At 44.2% G+C, this 24,194-nt stretch carries 18 protein-coding genes; 3 read left to right on the plus strand and 15 right to left on the minus strand.

What is annotated here, in order from left to right:
• Window positions 1–40: 40 nt before the first annotated feature.
• The 14 genes from SALPA_RS04680 to SALPA_RS04745 all read right to left on the minus strand — a co-directional run bounded on the left by SALPA_RS04680 (window position 41) and on the right by SALPA_RS04745 (window position 17,097).
• On the minus strand, window positions 41–3,136 hold the full coding sequence (locus SALPA_RS04680; protein WP_145090283.1) for an efflux RND transporter permease subunit: 3,096 nt from the start codon (window positions 3,134–3,136) through the stop codon (window positions 41–43).
• Complete coding sequence (locus SALPA_RS04685) at window positions 3,133–4,260, minus strand: efflux RND transporter periplasmic adaptor subunit (protein WP_145090286.1); 1,128 nt, start codon at window positions 4,258–4,260, stop codon at window positions 3,133–3,135. Before SALPA_RS04685 ends, SALPA_RS04680 begins: the two co-directional genes overlap by 4 nt.
• Before the next feature lie 11 nt (window positions 4,261–4,271).
• Entirely contained in the window at window positions 4,272–4,475 is a 204-nt protein-coding gene (locus SALPA_RS04690; protein ID WP_145090289.1) for a hypothetical protein, read from the minus strand.
• A 131-nt stretch (window positions 4,476–4,606) separates the two neighbouring features.
• Window positions 4,607–5,227, minus strand: a complete 621-nt coding sequence (locus SALPA_RS04695; RefSeq protein ID WP_145090292.1) for a TetR/AcrR family transcriptional regulator — start codon at window positions 5,225–5,227, stop codon at window positions 4,607–4,609.
• A 202-nt stretch (window positions 5,228–5,429) separates the two neighbouring features.
• Entirely contained in the window at window positions 5,430–5,630 is a 201-nt protein-coding gene (locus tag SALPA_RS04700) for a twin-arginine translocase TatA/TatE family subunit (RefSeq protein ID WP_145090294.1), read from the minus strand.
• 83 nt (window positions 5,631–5,713) lie between these two features.
• Window positions 5,714–6,880: a 4Fe-4S binding protein gene (locus SALPA_RS04705; RefSeq protein ID WP_145090298.1), complete on the minus strand. Its 1,167-nt coding sequence runs from the start codon at window positions 6,878–6,880 to the stop codon at window positions 5,714–5,716.
• 9 nt (window positions 6,881–6,889) lie between these two features.
• On the minus strand, window positions 6,890–7,774 hold the full coding sequence (locus SALPA_RS04710) for a 4Fe-4S binding protein (protein WP_145090301.1): 885 nt from the start codon (window positions 7,772–7,774) through the stop codon (window positions 6,890–6,892).
• Window positions 7,771–8,370 (minus strand): 4Fe-4S dicluster domain-containing protein, encoded by a 600-nt coding sequence (locus SALPA_RS04715; protein ID WP_145090304.1) that lies wholly within the window; start codon window positions 8,368–8,370, stop codon window positions 7,771–7,773. The genes SALPA_RS04710 and SALPA_RS04715 overlap by 4 nt, the downstream gene beginning before the upstream one ends.
• Window positions 8,364–9,056, minus strand: coding sequence for a molecular chaperone (locus SALPA_RS04720; RefSeq protein WP_145090307.1), 693 nt, complete (start codon window positions 9,054–9,056; stop codon window positions 8,364–8,366). The genes SALPA_RS04715 and SALPA_RS04720 overlap by 7 nt, the downstream gene beginning before the upstream one ends.
• A 67-nt stretch (window positions 9,057–9,123) precedes the next feature.
• Window positions 9,124–9,978, minus strand: a complete 855-nt coding sequence (locus SALPA_RS04725; RefSeq protein WP_186450912.1) for a DmsC/YnfH family molybdoenzyme membrane anchor subunit — start codon at window positions 9,976–9,978, stop codon at window positions 9,124–9,126.
• Between the two features lie 4 nt (window positions 9,979–9,982).
• Window positions 9,983–10,558, minus strand: a complete 576-nt coding sequence (locus tag SALPA_RS04730; RefSeq protein ID WP_145090313.1) for a 4Fe-4S dicluster domain-containing protein — start codon at window positions 10,556–10,558, stop codon at window positions 9,983–9,985.
• A gap of 2 nt (window positions 10,559–10,560) precedes the next feature.
• On the minus strand, window positions 10,561–13,254 hold the full coding sequence (locus SALPA_RS04735) for a molybdopterin-dependent oxidoreductase (protein ID WP_145090316.1): 2,694 nt from the start codon (window positions 13,252–13,254) through the stop codon (window positions 10,561–10,563).
• A gap of 399 nt (window positions 13,255–13,653) precedes the next feature.
• Window positions 13,654–15,732, minus strand: a complete 2,079-nt coding sequence (locus tag SALPA_RS04740) for a sigma-54-dependent Fis family transcriptional regulator (protein WP_145090319.1) — start codon at window positions 15,730–15,732, stop codon at window positions 13,654–13,656.
• A gap of 402 nt (window positions 15,733–16,134) precedes the next feature.
• Window positions 16,135–17,097, minus strand: a complete 963-nt coding sequence (locus SALPA_RS04745) for an AEC family transporter (protein WP_145090321.1) — start codon at window positions 17,095–17,097, stop codon at window positions 16,135–16,137.
• A 158-nt stretch (window positions 17,098–17,255) separates the two neighbouring features.
• Here SALPA_RS04745 and SALPA_RS04750 point away from each other — a divergent pair, with 158 nt between their 5' ends.
• The 3 genes from SALPA_RS04750 (at window position 17,256) to SALPA_RS04760 (ending at window position 22,583) form a co-directional block, all read left to right on the plus strand.
• Window positions 17,256–19,919, plus strand: a complete 2,664-nt coding sequence (locus SALPA_RS04750) for a sensor histidine kinase KdpD (RefSeq protein WP_145090324.1) — start codon at window positions 17,256–17,258, stop codon at window positions 19,917–19,919.
• Between the two features lie 3 nt (window positions 19,920–19,922).
• Entirely contained in the window at window positions 19,923–20,609 is a 687-nt protein-coding gene (locus SALPA_RS04755) for a response regulator (RefSeq protein ID WP_145090327.1), read from the plus strand.
• A 132-nt stretch (window positions 20,610–20,741) separates the two neighbouring features.
• The gene (locus SALPA_RS04760; protein WP_145090331.1) at window positions 20,742–22,583 is read left to right on the plus strand and encodes an APC family permease; all 1,842 of its coding nucleotides are present in this window, start codon (window positions 20,742–20,744) and stop codon (window positions 22,581–22,583) included.
• A 168-nt stretch (window positions 22,584–22,751) separates the two neighbouring features.
• Here SALPA_RS04760 and SALPA_RS04765 read toward each other — a convergent pair whose 3' ends face one another.
• Window positions 22,752–24,188 carry a four-carbon acid sugar kinase family protein gene (locus SALPA_RS04765; RefSeq protein WP_145090334.1) on the minus strand — a complete coding sequence of 479 codons (1,437 nt, stop codon included), beginning with the start codon at window positions 24,186–24,188 and terminating at the stop codon, window positions 22,752–22,754.
• Between the last annotated feature and the right edge of the window lie 6 nt (window positions 24,189–24,194).

A 24,194-nucleotide genomic window follows, 5' to 3' on the forward strand; every position in this document is an offset into this window, starting at 1 on the left:
TATAAATACGATGACATATTCTCTGAATTTAATTGTACGATCAAACCGAACTACTATTAGTAGCTTTTGAATAATCCTGCTCAGGAACACCCGGTTGCGCTTTATACCAGGCAGCATACATAACTGGCAATACCAGCAGGGTTAAAACGGTGGCACCCAACAGGCCAGCCGCAATCGCCACCGCCATCGGGCCCCAGAAAATGCTGGGTACTAAAGGAACCATTCCTAAGATTGCAGCCGCCGCTGTTAGCAGGATTGGGCGAAGCCGGATGACTGTGGCGTTAATAATGGCATCCCACATGGACTCCCCTGTTTCCAGCTGTTGATCAATCTGATCCATCAAAATGACTGTATTCCGCATAATAATTCCAGCCAAAGCCAAAATCCCCAATTGGACAACAAAACCCATCGGCTTGCCTGTTAATAACAGTCCAATCGTTACCCCAATGATACCAAGCGGAGCCGTCAGAAGCGTTAATATCATCTTCGGTATATTCTGCAGTTGGATCATGAGTAGAATCATAATCGCAATAATCATCATCGGTATGGGTTCAGCCATAAACTTGGACGCCTTAATGCTGGATTCCTTAGAACCATCGTATTCAATGCTGTAACCCAACGGTAAGGATGCACGCAAATCGGCAAGATTATTGTATATTTGTTCTGCCACATCGTCACCGGTTATGCCAGGATTGATTTCTGCCTGCACGATGATCATAGGTTTAAGATTATAGCGATAAATTAACCCATCTTCCGCATCAAAACTGATTTTCGCAATTTGGTCAAGAGGTACATATTTGCCATTACCAAGATGAATATTAAAGTCTTTCAGACGGGAAGGATCATTACGGTCATCGGCATCAAAGCGAAATACCATACTAATAGTTTTGTCGCCTTCCCTAAATTGAGAAATAGTTGCCCCTGATAACTGGGATTGAAGAGACATGGCCAGTGATTGAGAAGCAATACCTAACTTTCTGGCTTTATCCTGATCAATTTCTAAATGCAAAACTTTGCTTTTTTCATCCCAGTTTAAATTTGTATTTTTTACATTTGGATTAGCCGCCATGACTGTTTTAACTTGTTTTGCAATTTCTCTCACTTTATCATGATCGTAACCTCTTACCCGCAACATCACCGGATAGTCCGAGCTTGGTCCATTTCCAATAACCTTAAAATGAGCTTGCACATCAGGAAACTCATCATTTATTAACTTGCTTAACTTGACCTGTAACTGGTTTCGGGCCGTAGCATCTTTGGCGACGATGACGAATTCAGAAAAGTTAGTTTTATTAAAAGTAGGCTCAAAACTTAAGACAAAACGGGGGGCTCCTTCCCCGACATGATATGTATAATAAGCAATCGCTGGATCACCCTCAAGTTTTTTTGCAACCTGACAAGCGATTTCATCACTGTTTTTGACTGTAGCACCTTCCTGCAATTTTAATTGGATAATAAGTTCCGGCCGGGTTGAGGCCGGAAAAAATTCTTTTTTGACCAATCCCAGTAAGCCAATTGATGCGATAAAGCAAGCCACAGTGGCTGTCAGCACTAACTTGCGATGCTGCAGACACCAAATTAAAACATCTTTAAATAACAGATAAAATTTTGAATTATGTAGATTTGATTCTGCATCGTCAGTGGCTCTTGGTTTGATCTTTATAAATAGATAGCCTAATAAGGGGGTAGCTGTTCCAGCCACAATCCAGGAGGTAAGTAACGCAATCACTACTACCGAGAAGATGGTGGCACAATACTCCGATGCACTGCCAGGAGCAAAACCAACCGGAATGAAACCGGCACAGGTTACAAGTTCACCGGTTAAGCGTGGATAGGCGGTAGAAGTATAGGCAAAACAAGCCGCATTAAACCGGCTCCAGCCTTCTTCCAGTTTTACCACCATAGTTTCAATAGTAATGATCGCATCATCAACCAATAGTCCTAATGCGATGATAAGGGCTCCCAGAGAAATTCTTTGCAGGTCAATACCCATCAGGTTCATGACGGTAAATACTACAGCAATAACCAAGGGAATGCACAACGCCACAATAATGCCAGAACGCATACCAAGACTGACAAAGCTGACAATCAGGACAATCAGAATAGCTTCCGCCAGCGACTCGACAAACTCGTCAATTGATGTTTCTACTACTTTGGGTTGATTGACAGTTTGATGAATTTCCAGCCCGGCAGGCAGTTCCTGTTTGATCTGCTCAATGGTTTTCTCCAGATTTTCTCCGAGGGTAAGAATATTGCCGCCTGATTCCATCGCCAGCGAAATACCCAAAGCCGGTGCACCATTATAATAAAATTTAGGGTCACTTGGCTCTGCGTAGGCACGGGTAACTTTGGCAATATCACCTAGCCGGAAGGTACGCCCATTAGCTTGAATAGGCGTATTGCTGATGTTATCAAGGTTCTCAAACATCCCTGTGATTCGCAGATATAAATTGTCAGAAACCGTTTCAAGCATACCGGCGGCTGCCATGGTGTTTTGGGCCTCAAGCGTGGAGGTGATTAGGCTGGGGTCAATCCCCAATTGAGCCAGCTTACGATTCTCTATTTCAATATATATTTTCTCGGTTTGTACCCCAAGTAACTGCACTTTTTTTACACTGGGAACGTCAAGCAAAATGCGGCGAATCTTTTCGGCTTTTTCCCGCATTTCTTCATACGAATAGCCGTCACCTGTTAAGGCATATACGACACCGTAAACTTCGTCAAACCGGTCATTAAATTGAGGCGATGTAACTCCCGTTGGTAACGTACCGGCCATATCATTAACCATATTCCGAGCCTCTACCCATCTGCTGCGGACGTCTTTTTTAGGTACCGTATCTTTTAGATTAACATAGATAACACTGACTCCTGGAGTGGAATAGCTTTTCAGGTAATCAAGACCAGGTAAATCCTGAAGCTTTTTTTCGACTTTATCAGTAACCTGCTCCTCCATTTGCTGAGCGGTAGCTCCCGGCCAGGCAACTGTTACTACCATTTGTTTGATTGTAAAATCAGGGTCTTCCATCCGTCCTAATTTATTATAAGAAACAATACCGGCAATAAAGAAAAGTACGATAAAGAAATAAAGAAAATGTTTGTGCTCTAGGGCCCATTCTGTTAGATTAAAGTCTTTCATAATGAGTCACCGCCAATTTTCACCTTTTGCCCTTCTTTGAGTTTATGGACTCCTGAAATTACAATCCGGTCACCTTGTTGGAGGCCACTGATTACTTGAATGGTCCCATTGCCAATATTGCCAGTTTGAATTGGCTGCAAGGTGAGTACGTTCTCCTTTACCACCCATACTTCTGGTGTATTTCCGTCTTGATAAACAGCTGCCAGCGGAATAGTTACGGTCGGTTGTGTATTACCAGCTATAGTTGCGGCGGCAGTCATTCCCAGTTTTATTTCTGACGGAGGATTGAGTAAGCTAACGCGCACTTTGAAGGTACGAGTCGTTTGATCTGCCATGGGAGCAATTTCTCTAATACTGCCATTTACTGTTACGTTCGGCAGAGCCCAAAAAGTAACTTTAATTTGTCCGGCAGTACGCAATTCTTCTATGCGATTTTCTGGAACACTGATTTCCACCTCGCGTTCACCGTCTTGCACCACTGTAATGACAGTTTGTCCGGCACTAACAACCTGTCCCGCCTCAGCTGCTATACTGGAAACGACTCCCGGCTTATCAGCCAGCAAGAGACTATAATCTAATTGATTGGAACCCTGTGCGTACTGGGCAGAAGCCTGCCGAACGCCAGCAAGTGCCACTTCATAGGAACTGGCGTATTGGTCATATTGCGCACGGCTGATAGCCCCGGATTCTAACAGTTGACGGTAACGGTTCAAGTTGCTTTCGGCAAGTTTAAGCTGTGATTCAGCAGCAGAAACTTGTGCTGAATTACTGTTTACCGTCTGTTGAAGATCCTTAGGATCAATTTGCATTAATAGTTCGCCAGTATTCACTGCGCTTCCAAGCTGAACATTTCGTTTTATAATTTTTCCAGTAACCTGAAAAGCTAGTTGACTTTCATAGCGGCCACGTACTTCCCCTGAATATGTATAACCTGGTATGTCCCTGCTACCATTGCCAACTACAGCGGTACGCACAATTGGAATTTCTTCAGCTACTGTTTGGGGACGGCTATGTTGTACCAACGTAATACCGATACCGATAATGCATATGCTTACTCCAGCTGCAAGTAAGCCGTAATACAGTTTTTTTTTAGATACGTTAGTTAAAAAATTGATTTTCACCATTATCTCACTCCTCATATTTTATGGATAACCTTAACAGACGGGGGTTCATAAATATAAACATGCAGCATGTCACCTATACTATTAATCTCGATTTTTCCAATGCTTCGTCCCTCCCAATTCCACATTTGCCTCATTTCAGCAACTAATTGGCTAATTTTATCGTGCGATAATGGAGAGTCTACTGAAACGGGAATCCCCTGGATCATCGAATACATTATATTGATTCCTCCTTGTTATCCTAGTTTAGGCTGCTACCAGACACCATTTCATCATTATTTGATTCGAGTCAATTAATAGGCAAAAAAAGGCGCTCACCAGACTATTGCTGGCTAGCGTTTATTATATTTTATTCGATAATGATAGCTATTGTTCCCTGTTTCGCTCCCAATACATGTTCAATAAGCTCTTCTGCTAGTTTAAACTGATATATGAGCAATTCTTTTGAGGATTTTTCATAAAGCGCATTAATCAAAGACTCCATTATGGCTTGAATGATATTTACTGCAGCTTGTGGATGCACTGTTTGAAAATATTTTTTTTGATTCCCTTCTTCAATAGTTTCCAGGAATAAAAGATTTGTTACTTGTTTGCCTTGGCGTGCTAACTTATCGAGAAAATGAATCGTACGATCATTATAAAGAAACTCAAACAATAATTTTTTATCTCGACAAATACTCTTTAAGAGGATCTGGATTATGAGCTGAATTTTACATGGTGGAGTAATATTATCAGTCCGAAGCTTCGTTTTAACTTCTGCTACAAAAATCAAAAGATAACGTTCAAGCAACGCCTCTAATATCTCTTCTTTTGATTTAAAATAGTAATAGATTGTTCCGTGTGCTACACCCATGCTTGTTACGATATCACTGATACTAGTTTCCTGGTAACCTTTTGAATAAAACAAAGGTTCGGCAGCATTTAAAATCTCAGTAATTCGTAATTGGGGATCTTGTGGTGGTCGGGCCATTGCTATCACCTCGTTATTTGACTTAAATCAAATTATAGAATAATTTGGCAGTGATAGTCAAGATTTATTTAAAATTTGACCTTTCATATACTATCTTACGATAACTCGGCTCCCATCAAGCACCAATCCTCTGGCGCTTGATGGGAGCCGAGTTATCCTAGTAAACCATAAATTCTAAGTATCGGTTATCTATGCCTTCTCACTATTTTGTTTCACCCGGTTTGTTTTCTGTTGACTTACCCTCAATATTTATAACATTAGGCGGCTCACCCGATACGGCCTGTCTTAGCTCACTAAGCCCTTTGCCTAGTGCTTTACCCGCCTCAGGCAGCTTCCCCGGTCCGAATACAATAAGAGCAATAACTAGTATTACACCTAATTCTGGCATACTGAAATTAAGCATATTTCCGTTCCCCTTTCTTATAGAAATTCCCGTATGAACCAATGAAAATATAGTCCGGTATGTTAACTGACACTCTTTTTATCTCAATTCTTAACCACGCAACCCAATAAACGCGCCATACGCTGTTCTAGTGGCTCCAATAAGTTATCAATATCTTCTTTTCTTTTTTCGATGACTACGCGCGGAATCTGGGCAAGCATTGCGTCAAGATCGACAGTTGAGAGCATTTTGATACTTTCACAGCAACAGATATCTTTGCATAAACCACACTGCGTGCAGCGCGACATATCCAGAGAGATGCTGCAAAGGTCATCCTGCTTGAAAATAATGATGGCCGCAGTTGGACAGGCCTCCGCACAGGCTCCACAGCCATTGCAGTTGTCGGCAATGCGAATATCCCCCCAAAGACTGCTTTGAAAGCCCGTAGATGCCGTCATGTTCTGGAGTTGCTTTAGAGAGTTAAGCAACGAGCACCACTTTTCCGGCAAATACTTAGGCTCTCCCATGGGATTTTGCAGTCCGTTACTATCTTCCGGGCGCTTGTCAGCAGTACCGAAGACGATTTCCGGCAGCACCTGGGTAACGAGGCTCTCACTTTTTCTCTTAAAAGCGGTGAGAAAGGCTCGGCGAGATATACCTGTTGCCTCCCCTTCTGTGACAGGCAGGGGTTTGATTTTTTCCGGAATCTTCTGGACAAGCGCAATCACGTTAGGATACTTCCAGTATTCCAGTAACTGGTTTGCCGTATCAGCCATTGTCTGAACCAGAACGCAAAGCTTGCTCTGCGAACAATTTGCACAAGAGGCATTGATGATAGACACGTTGGTTGCGCCTCGAAGAACCGCATCGACAAGAATGGATTCCTCACACCGGGCGATACACTGCACGGCAATAGCGCGCTGACGCTCAGTGGGATGAGTCTTGAGGTAGGCCTCACAAGCAAAGGCGACCGCTCCCGAATTTTGCACGTGGAGTGCGACAAGGGAGTGTAGCTCTTTGTTAGAAGGCAGTTTTGCAGCGAGGGCACCGCTGGGGCAGACCGAAGTGCAGGCACCGCATCCGGTACACTTTTCAGCCAGTAAGGCAAGATCTTCCTCGCAGGTAATGGCGCCACTGGGGCAGACCGAGGAACAGAGCCGACAAGAGCTATGAAGATGCCGCTTGCGCAGGCACCGTTTTTCATGCATAACTATACCCCGCTTGTCAAGCTTGGCACAGGCTTCTGTAAATTGTTCAAGTTTAGACAACATGTACTTCTTTCACCTCCAGGGAAATCGAATCGCCTGAACAGGACAATGATCTGCACATTCTCTGCACTTAATGCAGTCGCTGATACCACCTGTTCCACTGCCATTCTTAAGATCCACGTCAAAGCTGCAGGCACTGCGGCATCGCTGACACTTGGTATCATGGCTTTCTTCCAGACAAAGAGAACGATCCACCGTAGGCACAAGCGTGCGGTTGAACCTGCTAAAGAGGCTGAGCAGCGCTCCGACAGGACATAATTTGCTGCACCACTTTTTCAGGAGCACAAGTTCAACAATGATTATAACGGGGAAAACAATAAGATCGAACGACGGCTCGTTGAAATGCAGGAGACGGATCAGGGCAAACAAAGTCCCGAAAACGAGTCCAATTGGACAGATGAGACAAAATACGGGAAACCCGAAGATGGCGGAAGATCCCAAGGTTACACCGAGAATAACCAGCCCTGAAGTAGAATTCTTTTCTGTACCTGAACTCTCCTGAGAGCCGGAAGCCGTTGTTATTTCTCCGTCTGCAAGAATTGCCTGCGCCGAATCATCATTGGTGGTACTATTCGTAAAGCTCTGCTGGCCTTCATCGACTTTGTTGACTACTAATTTGCGCACTAGGGGAATAGGACAGATCCAGCCGCAAAAGACACGCCCCAACAACGCAGTCAGTCCGGCAATCACGAGAAACGAAACTAGCAAATGCGGCAGGAGCTCCCGGCCGGCAAGCGCCGTTTCCAGGTAGCCCAGAGGGCAAATTGCGGCGATATTCTCCACTCCGAACGCGGAAAGAGACCCCGTACCGGCATTTTTGACCGCACCAATAATAATAGTGACAGCCACGACCGCCATGGTTGTTATTCTCAGCGTTCTTGTTCTATTTCTGCTCATACGCTTTCGTCACCTTTCCGGACAATGGGTGTGACGACGATACCGCGAACATTGCCGCCAATGTATGACCTCATCACCAGTGCGGGGCAGACTTTTTCGCAAAGGCCGCAGCCATTGCAGGTATGGGAATCGACCACCGGATGCCCCTGACCATCAAGCGTGATCGCGTGATAGGGGCACGCGTTCAGGCACACCATACAACCACGTGAGTCCCATGCAATGCAGGTGTCCTGCTGCACGGTCGCCAGTCCAATCTTCACAGTCGTACTGTCAAAAGGTTTTAAGGCTTGGGTAGGACAGACCTCGACACATTTATTGCAAAAGTTGCAGTACCCGAGATGAAACTTCATTACCGGTGTACGCGCATCCAGGATGCTGTCCGATAAATTCGCCAGACCGATCACGGAAGTTGGGCAGACACTGCGGCAGCGGTCACATCTAAGGCATCTGGAGATAAAAGCTGCCTCGTTCTGTCCTCCCGGAGGACGAAGAAGGGCTTTGCGCGGGAGAACCGTTAAAGCCCCGCCAAGGCCAAGAAGAACCGCAACTCCTCCGGTCATTTTGAGAAAGGTACGCCGGGTGGAACAGGTCAGCATTTATGCTTGACCTCTACGGTAGTTTCGGCAAGCATATCTTCGAGAATGTTACGTTCGAGGCGCAAGTAGCCAGTGGTGACTTTGGCCAAAGCTTTATAAAAATCTGTCCCGGCATACTTCTCAATGTCGGCACATAACGCCGGAACCCAGTTCAAAAGATGCTTTGTAAGAAAGCCCAGCTGCTCCTCAATATAGACTGAGACTGCCGCCCAATCATCTGTATCTAAGGCCTGTTGTGTCCCGCGACACAGGTAGGCCATGAATTCAAGTTCAAGGGCGATATGATCTTCCGGAACATCTTGCGTTTCCACCTTGGTCAGGCCTTTTGCCCGGTATGCCGCCATCACTTGATCCCGAGCCTCTTGCATGATGAGCCGCTTCGGACTTGTGTAAACCGACTCGTATGGATACGCAGCTTCGTTTCCGACTATCCCCGCACCAAGAAATACCCTCGCGTAGTCCACAGCCAAATCAGTCAAGGGATCGTTTCCAGGATGACGGAGATACTCTTCAAGCATCCGGTATCCTCCGGCAAGTTCATCTTCACCGCACTCGGCGGGAAAGCACATATCTTCCATCTGCTTCAGCAAGGTTTGATCAACTTCAATCTTGTAGAGTCGCCCCAGAAACTGATATAGTTTCTCCCTGTTGGCGATAATCGCTGAGTACTCTGCTATTTTCTCCACTTTTTTCCCCCATTTTTGTTATGAAAGTCAGGGAAGAAATACCTCATTTCTTCCCCACGTTCATAATTTAAAAAAACTGCTTAATACTACTTCCGAGTAAGAACATCATTACTCGAAAGGCAACGCCTGCTGCCAAAACGGAGAGCAGACCGAGCTTGACCGATGTAAGCGGCGAGATACTCGCCGTATTTTTCGTGTAAAACTTCGTCATCAGCACTGCAGGAACCAATAAACCGATCAGCACCAATCCGCCCCAGAAGAGCGATGCCAGATTACCAGCCAAAACCCGCGCGACTGATCGAGTCACATCAGGATAAGGAGCAGCAGCTATATGTCCTAAGTACGCAATGAGCAGCACCGTTTGGATTGCGATTGCAATCAGTGCAGCCTGTTTGATCATTGCTAGTGCAGTTGTGTCGACGTCTTCTGTGCGTGCAAGCAGCACACCGGTACAAAAACAACCCATAACCGCTGCCGAAGCTACATAAAATACCGGTAGAATCCAGGTGTTCCAGGCAGGTATGGACGCCATCACATACGCATCACCATTCACAAAGGCAAGCACGACCGCAAGTACCGCCCCGACGGTTGCGATTATTTTACATGTCACAGCAGCTGCGTTTCTCCTCAAGGCCAGTAAATAAATAAAGATGGTCAGACCTACCAGGAAAATCATCGTCGACTCCATAAAGATTCCGGAGGTTGGATGACCCAGTGCACCAAACATCCGTTCCGGATGACCTAAGTGCAGAGTGCTTGACATACCGCCAATACCTAAGGCCACAATCGCAAGTATCGAACTTATTGTTCTGATTTGCCTTGCCTTGCCACACCATTCGGTCAGAACAACAGCGCCGACAAAGGTTCCGCACCCCAGTCCAACAAATAGTGTAAAGAAAACCAATGGCCATTGAATACTCATGTTATCACTCCTTCCATGTAGCAATCTTACTGTGCAGGATATACCGGGCAGAAGGACGGTTTCCCACATCAGGTAGAACATGCACGCTGTCACTGCCAGCTTTTTGGATTACTTTTGCTACTTCACTGTTCGGGTCGTCGATGTCGCCAACAAATCGGCACCCAGCCGGACAATTCTTAACACAAGCCGGCTGCTCGCCAACGGCCTGCAACTGGGTACACAGCGTGCACTTTTCCACTACCTTGGTCTCTTCGTTGAAGGTGCGGACTCCATAGGGGCAGGCCATCATGCAATACCGGCAACCGATACATTTTTCTTTATCAACGAGGACAGTTCCATCCGCACTCTTATAGGACGCCCCTGTCGGACATACCTTGACGCATTGCGGATCTTTACACTCTTGGCACATGGCCGGCAGATAGTACATTTGTATGTTCGGATACGTGCCTGTCGGTCCCACCGTCAACACTTTATTCCATGTACATCCGAGGACGACTCCATTTTCCTGTTTGCATGCTACCTCACAGGATTTACAGCCAATGCAGCGATCTAAATCCACTACCATAGTTCTTTGTGACATAATTACACCTCCTTATCTTTCAAAGGAGTAGGATCAGACGGCTCAGGAAGCCATTGCTTGAACTCCTCTGGTTTCAGCCAAACGCCTTTAGGCGGCCCGTCGGCTTTCGATACCTTGACAAGATATCCTCGCAGGGTGTAAGTACCTATTACATCATTGAACGGAGCATCATTCTTGGAAAGTACGTTGACGTTCACTTCTTTCCAGCCATGAGTATCAGTGTTCAAGGTTTCCGGCGTCCAAAACCGTTCCATGTAAACAACTCCCGGATTGATTCCTTCCGTCACCCAGGCCTTGGCCTTAATTTTGCCGCGCAGCGACTCGACATTCACCCAGTCTCCCTGGGACACGCCATACTTCGCTGCCGACTTGGAGTGAATCCAGATTTCCGGTGCAGGATAAATTTCTCTTAGCCACGGAACGTTCCGCAAGGTCCCGTGGTGGAAATAGGGAAGCCTGCCATTAGTCATGACTAATGGAAATTTCTTGGCGAGTTCACTGCCTTCAAGCGGACTTTCGTGAGGTTCCTCGAAATAAGGCAGTGGATCATAGTCTTTTGATGCCGGCGGCAACGGATATGGAGCGTAAGGAGCCCCTGTCCGGGCCAGAGTGATGAATGCTTCACCATAAATCTCAACTTTTTTGCTTGGCCGTCCAAAACCCTTAGGCTTCCCGGTCTTCGGATCGATCTCCTTATAGGTGTAATACTTACGCCATTTGTCAATAGGCATGGCTTCGTAAGGTACTTTTTCCGCGAGTTCCTTAAAAGTCATTCCCAGTTTGAGCTTGCAATTATAGTCCAGAAATTCTTCCATCGAGTTCCAATACGGCTGCTCCGGCGCCGTCTTCGCCGGGTCAAAGGAGTCTTTGCAGGCCTGATGCCCCAATTCTCCACACCGCTTAGCAATTTTGGCCCAGATTACAGTTTCGTTCATGGTCTCATAAGTGTGCGTAACAGCTTGCCGAACAAACAGCATGTTGAGCGGTGGGACGACATAATCCGACTCCAGCCACTCCTGAACCGGCAATAGAACATCTGCATAAGCCGAGAATGATGTAGGATACATATACATGTGAACGATGAATTCCATTTTCTCCAAGGCTTCAATCCATGACGATGCATTACCAAGCACAGCGAGCTTGTTACCGGAGCGTTCAAGCCATGCACGAACCGGATACGGTTCCCCTGTCTTAATTGCCTGCAGAACAGTTGGATTATGGCAAGATCCCCACGAATTCGCGCCCTTGTACTCAGCACCACCCAGCCGTTTCCTGAATTGTTCAGCAGGTAATAATTTATAAAGCGGCGAAACCGCAGAGTCGCCAAATTTGACGTCCCCAAAGTTCTGCAGGAGTGTCCCTGGTTTTTGCACATACCCCATTATTAAGTCAAGTGCACAGGCTGCCATAGCGGCCTGGGCCGATTGAGGATGCTGGTCTGTTGCAACACCAAGACAGAGGCCACCAGGGCCCTGGGCATAGATTTTTATTGCTTTTTCGATCATGCCCGCATCGAGCCAGCAGATTTCTGCCGCTTTTTCGAGAGTAAAAGGCTCACACCGCTCCTTATAAAGCTGGAACCCGGTCTTACATTCAACACCGTTTACCGAAAAAGTCCCGAACAGTTCGGGATCGAGATTGTCATCCCATGGATAAGGCAATGGCTTCGCTGATTGCGTCTTCTTATCCCACACCACATAGGTATTAGAATCACCGCCAGGCATGATATCGCTTTCGCGGAGACACATTTTGGTCTGCGTGTTTACGAGGAATGGGAGATTGGACCATTTCATTACAAATTCTTCGTCGTAGAGTTTATGTTCGATAATATACCGAATCCAGCAAAGTTCAAGCGCCACATCGGTGCCCGGTCTGATCGGCAGCCAGACATCTGCCTTAGCAGCATCTGCTGTAAATCGTGGATCGACCACGACAGTCTGCACGCCCCGCGCCCTAAGTTCTACAACGGCCCGTCCGCCCTGTGACGGACTGTTGTTCGCAGGACACGACCCCCAAATCACTAAAGTCTTCATCGGCGTATCGTCGTAGAAGTAAATTTCATGGCCCTCGCTGTCAGCAATACTGGTGGTTTGGTACTTCATATCTGTATTTCCATAAATCATGTTATAGCATACTGTCCTTGGCATATAGCATTGCTGAGCACCTGGCTCGAACCAGTTTGGCGTTCCGAACACACTGGCGAACCTTCTAACACTGCCAAATTCCGGATTTCCGCCACCGCCGGTAGTACAAAGAACGGCCTCTGCTCCATACTTTTCACGAATTTCCATAAGTTTCTTAGCAATTGTATCAATCGCCTCTTCCCATGAGACACGCTTCCATTTGTTCTCACCCCGCTCACCAACACGAACCATTGGGTACTTGTTGCGGTTGGGATTATAAAGAGCCTGTAGGCCGGCAAGCCCTTTGGCACACACCTTGCCTCTGGTCATTGGCTGATCCGGATCGCCTTCCAGCTTTATCAGGCGGCCATCTTTCACATGGGCCAGGATACCACACTTGCCGATACACCCTCGGCAACATGTCCTGATGACCTTTGTCGCCGCTGTTTTCGCAGGCTCCTCTGCGGCTTCACCTCGCATGAATCCCTTCAACGAGCCGCTGAACGATGCCGCAATCCCGGTTATGGCAGTCGCTTTGAGGAACTGTCTTCTGTTAAGTACTAGTTGTTTCATCTGTTCTCTCCTCTACCGCTAAATAATCAGGTATGAACCTCTTCATATGTCAGCTGAACCACTCACCTTCTTTCAGTAAAATCATGTCTTTAGCGATTGTTGCTTGGCAAGCCCTATATATTAATTGCAAGTTCAATGCCAACTGTCCCTCACCCGCAAAAGCTGGTATAGCAGCTTTTGCGGACTATCGTTTCAGCTTATTTAGTAAAAAATTTAAACTTTTTTCTCAAATTTAAACTTTTAGTAAAAAGCTCCACCCGTTTTCAAAATGGTACCAGAACATATAAAATGCATTTTTCATATACATAAAAAAACACTCCCAGCTCTTTTACCATAAAACTGGAAGTGATGATTTCTTATCCTATTTTAAGTTCGTGTCTAGCCCTGAAAATACCTGATTTAAATTCTCATATTGTAATCTTTTATCTTTCTATATAATGTAGCCTTAGATATTTCCAGCAAATCAGCTGCCAGGGGAATATTATTATTCGTCCGCATTAGCGCAATCTGTATTCCTGTTTTTTCCCAGCTCTCCATCGAAAGTAGGGCATTTTCCCTTTCAGCTGCACTTTTTCTATCAAGCTCGCCAGACTTCTCCTTCAATATGGTATCAGGCAGACATTCCAGCGTGATGGTATTATCCTGGCTGACATTTATGGCATAAATCATAGCGTTTTCTAATTGCCGGACATTTCCCGGCCAACTATAGCTTAGTATTTTTCCCTTGGCAGCAGCATTTACCTGAGGAACTTGGCGGCCAATCTTTTTGCAATATTTTTCGATAAAATAATTACTGAGGATTTCGACATCATTTTCTCTTTCCCGTAGCGATGGCAGCTTTATAGTTAAAACCGATAAGCGAAAAAAAAGATCTTCGCGGAACAAACCCGCTTCTATTACTTTGTCCAAATCTTTATTGGTAGCAGCAATTATATTAAAATCAACTTTTTTATAGTTCCGGCCACCTATGCGCATAACCTGCTTATTATCTATAACTCTTAATAAAACCGGTTGAAGTTCCAGCGGCATATCCCCAATTTCATCCAGAAAAAGTGTACCTCCATTAGCCAACTCAATTTTCCCTGGCCGGCCGTTTCGATCAGCACCAGTAAAACTGGCGCCTTCATAGCCAAACAATTCACTTTCAATCAAGTCTCGCGGCAGCGCAGAACAATTAACCGCTATAAACGGACCCTGCGGACAACACTTATTATGAATAGCCTGGGCAAACATTTCTTTGCCTGTTCCACTTTCCCCCAACAATGAAATGGTTTCCTGCAAACCAGCAAATCGCTTTCCCAGCTCAATCGCTTTTTTCATGGCCTTACTCTCACCGATTATATCGGCAAAATGATAGCTTGCCATGGCGCCTGATCTACGGTTTACCATAGCATTGATTTTTTTTACATGATTGAATCTGAGTATCGCTCCGGTTAATTGGCAGGTATCTTGATTTAAAACCGGATGAATATCTATAATATAAGGTTGTTCATCGTGATTTGTGCAAATAATTTCTTCAATACTGGTTTTTTCCCCTTTAGAAATAAATTTCATAAGATTAGAATTTTCATCCAGAAAGTCCCTAATATTTTTCTTGGCCATTAGATTTGGCTCCAAATTAAAAATCCGCAGACCCTGCTGATTCATTCGAATTATCTGACCTGTTTGATTTACGTTGACAATACCTTCATCGATGCAATCCAGAGTGGCTTCAAGTGTATCATGCGCTAGTCTAAGATCATTATTGACAGAACTTATGTACTGATTATTTTTTTTAAGCTCAATTTGAACTTGAATGGCTTCTGCCATCGCCATAATTAGGCCCAGAGTGTGAATACACAACTTTTGATAATTGCTGTCAAAGGTTGGATTAATCAACTCCTGATTCAGCACCAGGGTAGCAATTACTTCGCCTTTCGCGTCCAATATGGGAGCCGATGATCCAATCATATTTTTAAAAGCAACGCAATACTGCTCCGGCCCGATTATCTGTATTGGACGTTTATACCGCATACTTAATACATGAGCACAAGTTCCAACTGTACTTTCATTGCGAATTATTCCTGGTTTACCCACAAGCCAGCCAGAGTCTTTGTTTTGATACATAACGCCATTATATAGCAGTGACACGCCATCTTTATCAAATAAATACAGTGAGTAACCTGAAGAATCCGCCAGTTTTTTAAAAGAGTTAAAAAAATTTTGGGTAATATCTATCAGCAGCTTATTTTTTTGCAAAACCATCTCAAGTTCTTCACTATCTAAGTACTTACAAATTAGCGGCTCAAAAGGATTTACCCCTAATCTGCGAGATCTGATCCAGGATTCAGCCACAGCCTGATCCATATAAGGAAAATTACACGGATTTTCTAAGTCATTTTTTAAAAAACGTTCCTTGTTTTGTGTCATAGCCTCCCAGCGTTCTTTAGTTACAAATTGGAGTCCATTCAACGCTGCTGAATAATTTTCGCCAATCATGTTTACCGTCCTTCCATATGTCAACAAAGCGCTCTAACCAAGTGAGCTATACCCCGTATGAACTTGTTATTCGTATCTGCCATAAAGCACCACTTCAGACGAAAACTAATAATACAGCACAAAATAAAATTATGGACCTGTCGGGAATGATCCAATTCCGTAGAAATTGACCGACCTTATCCATTAATTACCCCTCCATGGTTTGCCTACTAACTTCTAGTTCTACTAAATGTAGCAAAAATCCTACATCTACTTCCGATTAACGTAATTCTAAGCCCACAAAGTAAAAAAATGGGGCCACGTTGAAACGTAAGAGTTTCAGCCTGGCTCCATTGGTATTTTTAAACGCATTTGTCAGGAAGGGACAGCGAGAGGATTTGCTCTCCCCTCTAAACTGAAGTTTTAAACAGGAAATAAAAATTGCGCTGCATAAATAGCTACTGTCAGGGTAATGGCACTAAAAAGTGTTGAAAGCATGACAGCCTGTGAGGCAAAATCTGAGCAGCTATCACATTCAACCGCTATCAGTGCGGTATTGACAGCAGTAGGAACCGCGTGGGCAATAAATACCGCTTGGGCAACAACACCAGTTAAACCCAGCAAGTGGATATAGCTAAGCGCCAGCAATGGGCCAATGATAAGCTTAATAAAAACAGAAAGATGAACATCTACATTTTTAAGATCGAAGTTAGTTTTGGAAAGTTGGACCCCTAAGGTTATCAAAGCCATTGGAACAAGTCCATTTTTCAGATATTCTAAGGTTGACCAAAGGGGAGTTGTCGTAATATCAAGCTGTATACTTTTGAGAAAAAGCGCAAGTGGTATGGCGTATATTGAAGGCATCTTCAAAATTGTCTTAACAGAATCTCCTTTACTGCTGTTAGCCCTGCCGGCATTAAAAAAGCCCAATGTATTTACAGATATATTCTGTATAACAAGAATAATAATCTGGGCAGTGATCGCCTCATTGAGATAGGGCATTTTCCCATCAATTACAAACGGAGCACTACCGAAAACAAGGGTTATCAGCGAAACGCCAATATTACCGGAATTATTAAACATAATGGAATTCTTAAAAGCATTGGTAAGACCTAGATCATATTTGCGAAATTTAGCAATGATTCGGGCAATCATGTCGTTGGTTATAAGCATCAGTACTCCAAAAAGAAGGACTTTTAGCATACTCACTTTAAGGTCTGTTGTATATAAATTCACAAAAATGAATGCTGGTACAAACAAGTAAAACATTAATTTACTTAAGCTAAATATATGTAAATCAAACTTTTTACTAAGTAAAAATCCTAAACTGATCAATAAAAATATCGGTATAATATTATGACTCAATATGTGAAAAAAAATAGACATGCTGGACAACTCCTATTCTAAAACAGTAAATATGTATTGTATTGTCCCACTGTTCACCTGTTTAGTCAAGATGATTAGAATAAAATTCACCAACTCTTTCTTTTGAAATAGGAGTATACTTAGAGATAATTAATTCAGAAAGGACTATTACGAAATTCATGAAACAAATAGTAGAACCCCGGGGTAGTTTGACGGTTTTTTTAGGAGCCGCTCCTGGAGTTGGTAAAACCTATACAATGCTTGAGGCCGCCCACCAACGGCTTAATGAAGGTTATGATGTAGCTGTTGCCTGGGTAGAAACACACGGTATGCCTGAAACAGAGCGGCTGCTGGAAGGACTGCCACAAATACCGGCACGCTTTGGTAATCTTCAAGGCAAGATTTCCCCTGAGCTGGATATTGATGTCATTCTCAAACGAAAACCAAAGCTGGTCCTGGTAGATGAATTAGCCCATGCCAATATTCCTGGTTCCCGCCATGTCCGTCGTTTTCAGGATGTGGAAGAACTTCTTACCGCTGGTATTAATGTTTATACAACACTTAACATTCAGCATATCGAAAGTTTAAATGATATTGTTGCCCAGATAACCGGGGTTATCGTTAAAGAGACCGTTCCTGACCGTATTCTTGAAAAAGCAGCTAGTGTCCAGCTTATTGATATTCCTCCTCAAGAATTGCTTAAGCGTCTAAAAGAAGGCAAGGTCTATGTTCCTCCTCAGAACGAACAAGCCATGCGTAAATTTTTCCGTACAGGTAACATTAATGCCTTGCGGGAAATGTCTTTACGCTTTACAGCCAGCCGCGTGGACAAAGATATGAGTGAATATATGCACGAGCACAAAATAGAGGGACCATGGCCAGCAGCAGGTCGCGTAATGGTATGTGTTAGTGCCAGTCCCTTCTCGGCGCAATTAATCAGAGCTGCACACCGGTTAGCCGCAGGTATACAGGCTGAACTAGTGGCCGTCCATATTGAGACACCTGCCCGCCGCTTTCCGGCAGGCGACAGGGAGCGAGACAGGGTAACCAGAAATATGCGGCTTGCGGAAGATCTTGGAGCCAAGCCGTTGACAATCGTCGGAGAAAATCTTGTTCAGGAAATTATTGAAGCAGCCTGTGTTCAAAATGTTTCAGCTATCGTTATCGGTAAACCTCAACACAGCCGTCTATGGGAGCTTTGGCACGGTTCGTTAGTTGATAAACTAATTCGAAATAGTGACGGTATAAATATTTATGTAATCCGGGGTGCCGCTGAACAAGACCCCGATAACGGTATTCGAACAACGCCAAAAGAAGAAGGGTTTAATTGGCGTCAATATATTGGCGGACTAGCCATGACTATGTTAGCCACACTGTTTTCTCTGTTTTTTGAGGAAAAAACGGGACTCATCAACATTGCCTTGCTATACCAGCTCCCGGTAATTATGAGTGCTTTCTGGTGGGGAAGATGGCCTTCTTATTTTACGGCACTATGCGGACTAGCGGCATTTGATTTTTTGTTTGTACCGCCAACTTTGACTTTCACAATTGCCGATATTCACTATCTTTGGAGTTTTATAATCTTTTTGATTATGGCCTTTGTAATTGGCGGTCGAACAGAGTTATTACGCAGCGAGGCAGCTTCTGCCCGTCAACGTGAACGAAGTACCCGTGCTCTTTATCAGTTTAGCAGGGAAATTGCTGGTATTATTGATTTAGAACTGATTTCTCAACAATTAGTAAAACAAGCTGCTGAAACTGTAGGTAGATCTGTTGTTGTGATGCTGCCAGACAATTCAGGACAGCTAGCTATACGGGCTGAAAGTTATCCGGGAATAAATAGGAATAAGAAAACTCTGCAAAAAACAATCGAGATAGCTGCTGCTGCTTGGAGTTTCAAACATGGTCAGGCAGCTGGCCGGTCGACTGATACACTTTCGGACGCCATGTATTTATATATTCCACTCAAAACTACCGACAATATTGTAGGCGTTTTAGGAGTACATGTAAAAGAAAACAATGTACTACCAGAGGAGAAACGCCTAATTGATGCCTGGACCGGACTGGCGGCCATTGCCGTAGAACGCGTAAAGCTGGCAGAACAGGCCAGGGGCGCATCCTTGCTTTTAGAAGCAGACCGATTGCGCACAGCACTATTTAACTCTATTTCTCATGAACTAAGAACACCGCTAGCCTCCATTATTGGCTCTGTTTCCACACTTGTGGAAGCGGAAGATATGTATTCTAAGGCCGCCAGACGTGAACTGCTGGAAACGATTCAAGACGGAGCCGCAAGAATGGAGCGAATTGTAGCTAACCTTTTGGATACAGCCCGTCTTGAGAGCGGAATGATGCAGCTTAAAATTGATTGGTGTGATATCGAAGACATCATAGGAACTTCGCTTAACAGGCTTAGAGAAACAACAAAGCGGTATACACTAACTGTGAATGTAGCTCCTGCGCTTCCGATGTTGAAAGCTGACTGCGTCTTATTAGAACAGGTCTTGATTAACATAATCGACAATGCCCTGAAATATTCCCCCCATGACAGTGAAATCCTGATCAGAGCTGAACCAAAAGCAGGAACTGTTGTAATCTCGGTTTCCGATAACGGCGTAGGCATACCTGAAGAAGACCTTAGCAAGGTCTTCGATAAATTTTATCGGATACAGCAGCCCAAACATGTCAGCGGTACCGGGTTGGGTTTATCAATATGCAAAGGCATCATTGAAGCGCACGGAGGCTTGATTTGGGCGGAAAGAAGACCTAGCGGGGGAACCACGATTCGGTTTCAAGTTCCGGTGGCGGAGGAAGTCGTGATCCCGGAAAGGATAGTGAAGTAATTTATGCACAAAGGAATGCGGGTTCTGATTATTGATGATGAACCACAGATTAGAAAACTATTAAAGGTTGCTCTTGGCGCACATGGGTACGATATTGATGAATCAGCAACCGGGGCTGATGGTATCAGCCGGACGGCTACTTTTAAACCGGACATACTAATCATTGATTTAGGACTACCTGATATAGATGGCAAAGATGTAGTTAAATCGATCCGGGAATGGTCACAAACCCCCATTATTGTGTTAACGGCACGCGATCAAGAACAAGAGAAGATCGATGCCCTTGATGCTGGCGCTGATGATTATGTAACTAAACCATTTAGTGTCGGAGAGCTCATGGCCAGGATGCGGGTATCGCTAAGGCGGGCGGCATCCTCAGAACATGAGCCTGTTATAACCTGCGGCGATCTTGTTGTTGATCTGGTGCAAAGACGTGTAACGGTAGCCGAAAGGGAAATAAAACTGACACCAACCGAATATGAGCTAATCAAAATTTTAGCCCAGCACCGGGGACGGGTATTAACCCACAAGCAGTTATTAAAAGCTGTTTGGGGTACGGCCTACAATGAAGATACTCACTATATCCGGGTATATATCGGGCAACTTCGCCGAAAAATTGAAGATAACCCGACGCAGCCGCGCCATATTATTACCGAATCAGGAGTTGGTTACCGGTTAATGGATCATTAACCAGCTTGTTTCACGGTTCTTTATACTTTCTTTACATCATTGGGCTATTTCTTGACGACATCTTTGCTACTGAAAAGGGTACAATATATCTGTCTACAAAGGAAATAACATCAATGATTGAGAGGCGTATATATGTACCATCAGCTAAGAAAGTTATTTATTGGTCGTCCATTGCATAACCGTGAGCTCTCCGCTGAGCATTTGCCCAAGTGGAAAGCGCTATCCATCTTTTCCTCCGACGCGCTCTCGTCGGTTGGTTACGGACCGGAGCAAATTGCTGTCACTTTGGCTGTACCGGGGTTACTGCTTTATGGCTACATTGGCTATGTTGCTGCCGCTATTTTAGTGTTGCTAGCTATTGTTACTATTTCTTACGTCCAGGTATCCCAGGCTAATCCCGGGGGTGGCGGCTCGTACGCCATAGCCATGAATAATATTGGAGAATTTCCCGCACTGGTTGCTGCTGCCTCTTTATTTGCCGATTATACCTTGACAGTAGCTGTTAGTGTTTCCTCTGGAACAGAAGCTTTACTCTCTGCCTTTCCCGCTCTCATCAGTTCAGAAGTCACTATCGATTTATGTGTCTTGTTCGGTATCTTAATGATTGTTAACCTACGGGGTGTAAGGGAATCCTCCAATGTTTTTGTACTGCCCACCTATCTGTTTGTACTCAGCATATTTGTCCTAATTATTGTAGGGGTTTATCAAGCTTTTACCGGTATAGCTCCTGCCATTCCTGCCGAATCTACTGGGCGGCAGCCCTTTGATTGGATGGTATTAGCGCTATTGCTGCGCGCTTTTGCTAGTGGCTGTAGCTCAATGACAGGTATTGAAGCTATCTCCAACGGCGTTCCCATGTTTCAAAAACCACAGGCCGCTAATGCCATCAAGACAACCTTTTTTATGGCCGGAATGTTAGCTATTATGCTGGCCGGAACTACCTTTTTAATTCTCCATAATCATATCTTGCCCCAGGAAAACGTAACCATGCTTTCTCTGTTAGCAGAAGAAACGTTAGGGCGTGGCTGGATGTACTATTTCCTCCAACTGGCAACCATGCTGGTACTATATTTAGCAGCCAACACCTCCTATAACGGATTGCCTTTGTTGTTATCGATACTGGCGAGAGATGGTTATATGCCACGCTATTTGGGGACAAGAGGAGAACGGTTAAGTTTTTCTAATGGTATTATTCTTTTGAGTGTATTTGCCGGAGCATTGATTGCCGGCTTTGGCGGTAATGTAGAGCATTTGATTTCTCTGTATGCTATTGGAGTATTTCTCTCCTTTACTATTGCCCAAACGGCCCTGGTTGTTCATTGGCAGCGAGAAAGAGGGGCAAAATGGCAAATACGGGCAATTATAAATGCTTTCGGCGCTGCTATTACCGGACTTGTTGTATTGATTATTGCAATTACAAAATTTTTTTATGGTGCCTGGATTGTACTACTGTTCATTCCTGCTATGATATACGTATTTAAAGCCATCAAACAGCACTATACTGATATGGCTGAGCAATTGCACTTATCAATTGCTGATTGGGAATCCTTAGAACAAGGGCCAAAAGGGAAAAATACAGTTGTAGTCCCCGTATCGAGTCCCACTAGTGTTGTAGTTCAGACAATGAGATACGCTCATTCCATTAGTACAGATGTTATTGCTTTACACATTACTACTGACCGGGAAATGGGCCGTAAGGTAGAGGAAAAGTGGAAGCTATGGGATCCCGGAGTACGATTGATAACTGTATATTCCCCTTATCGTCTTGTTATTCAACCGATCATCCATTTTGTTGAAAAGTTACAAAGTAATAAAGCTGCTGAAGATTTTATTACGATTTTGATTCCTGAATTTGAAACTAAGAGATGGTGGCATAGATTCCTTCATAATCAAACAGGGTGGATATTACGGACTTTACTCATACTAAAGAAAGATGTAGTGGTAACCACCATTCCCTATCACCTTAAAAAGTAGTCTCCCACTCCTGGTCCGTCACCTTTACCATGTAGTTAGAAACAACTTTTACTCATACCATTCCTCCACCCGATAATACTACAACATAAAAAGGCCCTCTATAGCTGGACTTTTTTTCGTGTCCAGTCCATAGGGCCTTTTTAAGCTCCCCCCATATTTCCTGTTTTACTATTTTGCCAGTAATATTTCCACAACTTCTTTAAGTGTATTTTGCTCCCCAACATTTCCAGGAAATATCACATAGGGTATCTGCGGAAATTTACTTTCTGCTCCTGTTTGCCAGACTGGCACACCCGGCCTTATCTGCCCGAGTACGTTGGCACGTTTTACGTTTAACGCTTTAGTACCAACATCACTAGACGTGATACCGCCTTTTGCAACAACAAAGGCCGGAGTTACATTCAGTCTGCCAACCAGTGATTGTACGGCATCTGATATTTTAACAGAACGCGCCAAAGCATCTTGCTTCGAATCATTGTCCAACGTTAATAATTTTCGTTTGGTATAAACGACGACTGTAACCCCCTGATTGAGCAGCTGTTCTTCCCGCTTTATGACTGAGGCAATTTCTTCCTGAAAACGTTCTTCTTCAAGAACCAAATCAGAATCAAACTCAATAAACCGTATTCCTGCGACAGTTTTTAATTGCTCAACTTGGCTTGTTGTTTTCTGAGTATGGGAACCAACAACAATGATTCCGCCAGTAGCGCCACTGCTTGTTACCATCTCTTGTCTTGTTAAAAGCGGCTTATCCGCAATAGCACCTAATTCTTTTACAATACCGGCAGCGGTACGCAACAGAAAATACTTTCCTTGCGCAAGTGCGTGGTAAAAGGCTATACAGAATACTTTTACATCACAGGCATCAATAGCATTGACTACTACTTTTCCAAAATTTGTTACATGGATCAGTTTGTCAACAATTTTCTCAATGTTGAATGCCCGCAACTCTTGCAGGGAAATCGTTACAACTTGTTCTTTCTTATAGCGGCCTTGTGATTTTTCTTCAATGTATTCGGTTAAATCCGACGATTGATAGCCAAATGTTTTGTCTTTAGCAAACTCAGTTTCGCCAGCCGGAACAAGAAACTCCCCATACTGCACATAATGAATGTTGTCGATCGTAAAGCGTCCGCCTTCCCTGAAATAGGGACAGATAATTTCACCATCGACATTTAGGCCAGAATAACGCTCGCACTGTTCTTTTAAAATTACTGTTTCCAATGGATAATGGCCCCTGAGAGTGGAATCGCTGCGGCTAACAATTAAATATTTTTGCTGCTGCTCTTTAGCGACCTGAGCAATCATTTCACCGATTTCCTGCTGCGCTTTACTTGTCTGTTCTTCTGTAAAGCCGCGCGAATTCGTCAAAATATAAAAGACTTTGTTTTTTTCTTTAAAACCGTTGCTAATACTTTCGTAAGACCAATCCGTATACACGGAAATATCATGCACAGTCTGAATGCCGGTTGGGTCATCATCCAGCACAATGATTTTATGTGGATCATCCTGGACAGCCTGTACTAAAAGTGTCTGAACATAATCTTCATTTACCGTCGGATATGATTGTAAAATATCAGCACTAAGCTTTTGTAGTGATTTCATTTCCTC

The sequence above is a fragment of the Sporomusa sp. KB1 genome (assembly GCF_007830295.1).
Taxonomy (GTDB): Bacteria; Bacillota; Negativicutes; order Sporomusales; family Sporomusaceae; genus Sporomusa.

Bases quoted from the DNA above. Each gene is read 5' to 3' on its own strand.
- SALPA_RS04680 (WP_145090283.1), bottom strand. From the start codon at position 3,136: ATGAAAGACTTTAATCTAACAGAATGGGCCCTAGAGCACAAACATTTT.
- SALPA_RS04685 (WP_145090286.1), bottom strand. From the start codon at position 4,260: ATGGTGAAAATCAATTTTTTAACTAACGTATCTAAAAAAAAACTGTAT.
- SALPA_RS04690 (WP_145090289.1), bottom strand. From the start codon at position 4,475: ATGTATTCGATGATCCAGGGGATTCCCGTTTCAGTAGACTCTCCATTA.
- SALPA_RS04695 (WP_145090292.1), bottom strand. From the start codon at position 5,227: ATGGCCCGACCACCACAAGATCCCCAATTACGAATTACTGAGATTTTA.
- SALPA_RS04700 (WP_145090294.1), bottom strand. From the start codon at position 5,630: ATGCTTAATTTCAGTATGCCAGAATTAGGTGTAATACTAGTTATTGCT.
- SALPA_RS04705 (WP_145090298.1), bottom strand. From the start codon at position 6,880: ATGTTGTCTAAACTTGAACAATTTACAGAAGCCTGTGCCAAGCTTGAC.
- SALPA_RS04710 (WP_145090301.1), bottom strand. From the start codon at position 7,774: ATGAGCAGAAATAGAACAAGAACGCTGAGAATAACAACCATGGCGGTC.
- SALPA_RS04715 (WP_145090304.1), bottom strand. From the start codon at position 8,370: ATGCTGACCTGTTCCACCCGGCGTACCTTTCTCAAAATGACCGGAGGA.
- SALPA_RS04725 (WP_186450912.1), bottom strand. From the start codon at position 9,978: ATGAGTATTCAATGGCCATTGGTTTTCTTTACACTATTTGTTGGACTG.
- SALPA_RS04730 (WP_145090313.1), bottom strand. From the start codon at position 10,558: ATGTCACAAAGAACTATGGTAGTGGATTTAGATCGCTGCATTGGCTGT.
- SALPA_RS04735 (WP_145090316.1), bottom strand. From the start codon at position 13,254: ATGAAACAACTAGTACTTAACAGAAGACAGTTCCTCAAAGCGACTGCC.
- SALPA_RS04740 (WP_145090319.1), bottom strand. From the start codon at position 15,732: ATGATTGGCGAAAATTATTCAGCAGCGTTGAATGGACTCCAATTTGTA.
- SALPA_RS04745 (WP_145090321.1), bottom strand. From the start codon at position 17,097: ATGTCTATTTTTTTTCACATATTGAGTCATAATATTATACCGATATTT.
- SALPA_RS04750 (WP_145090324.1), top strand. From the start codon at position 17,256: ATGAAACAAATAGTAGAACCCCGGGGTAGTTTGACGGTTTTTTTAGGA.
- SALPA_RS04755 (WP_145090327.1), top strand. From the start codon at position 19,923: ATGCACAAAGGAATGCGGGTTCTGATTATTGATGATGAACCACAGATT.
- SALPA_RS04760 (WP_145090331.1), top strand. From the start codon at position 20,742: ATGTACCATCAGCTAAGAAAGTTATTTATTGGTCGTCCATTGCATAAC.
- SALPA_RS04765 (WP_145090334.1), bottom strand. From the start codon at position 24,188: ATGAAATCACTACAAAAGCTTAGTGCTGATATTTTACAATCATATCCG.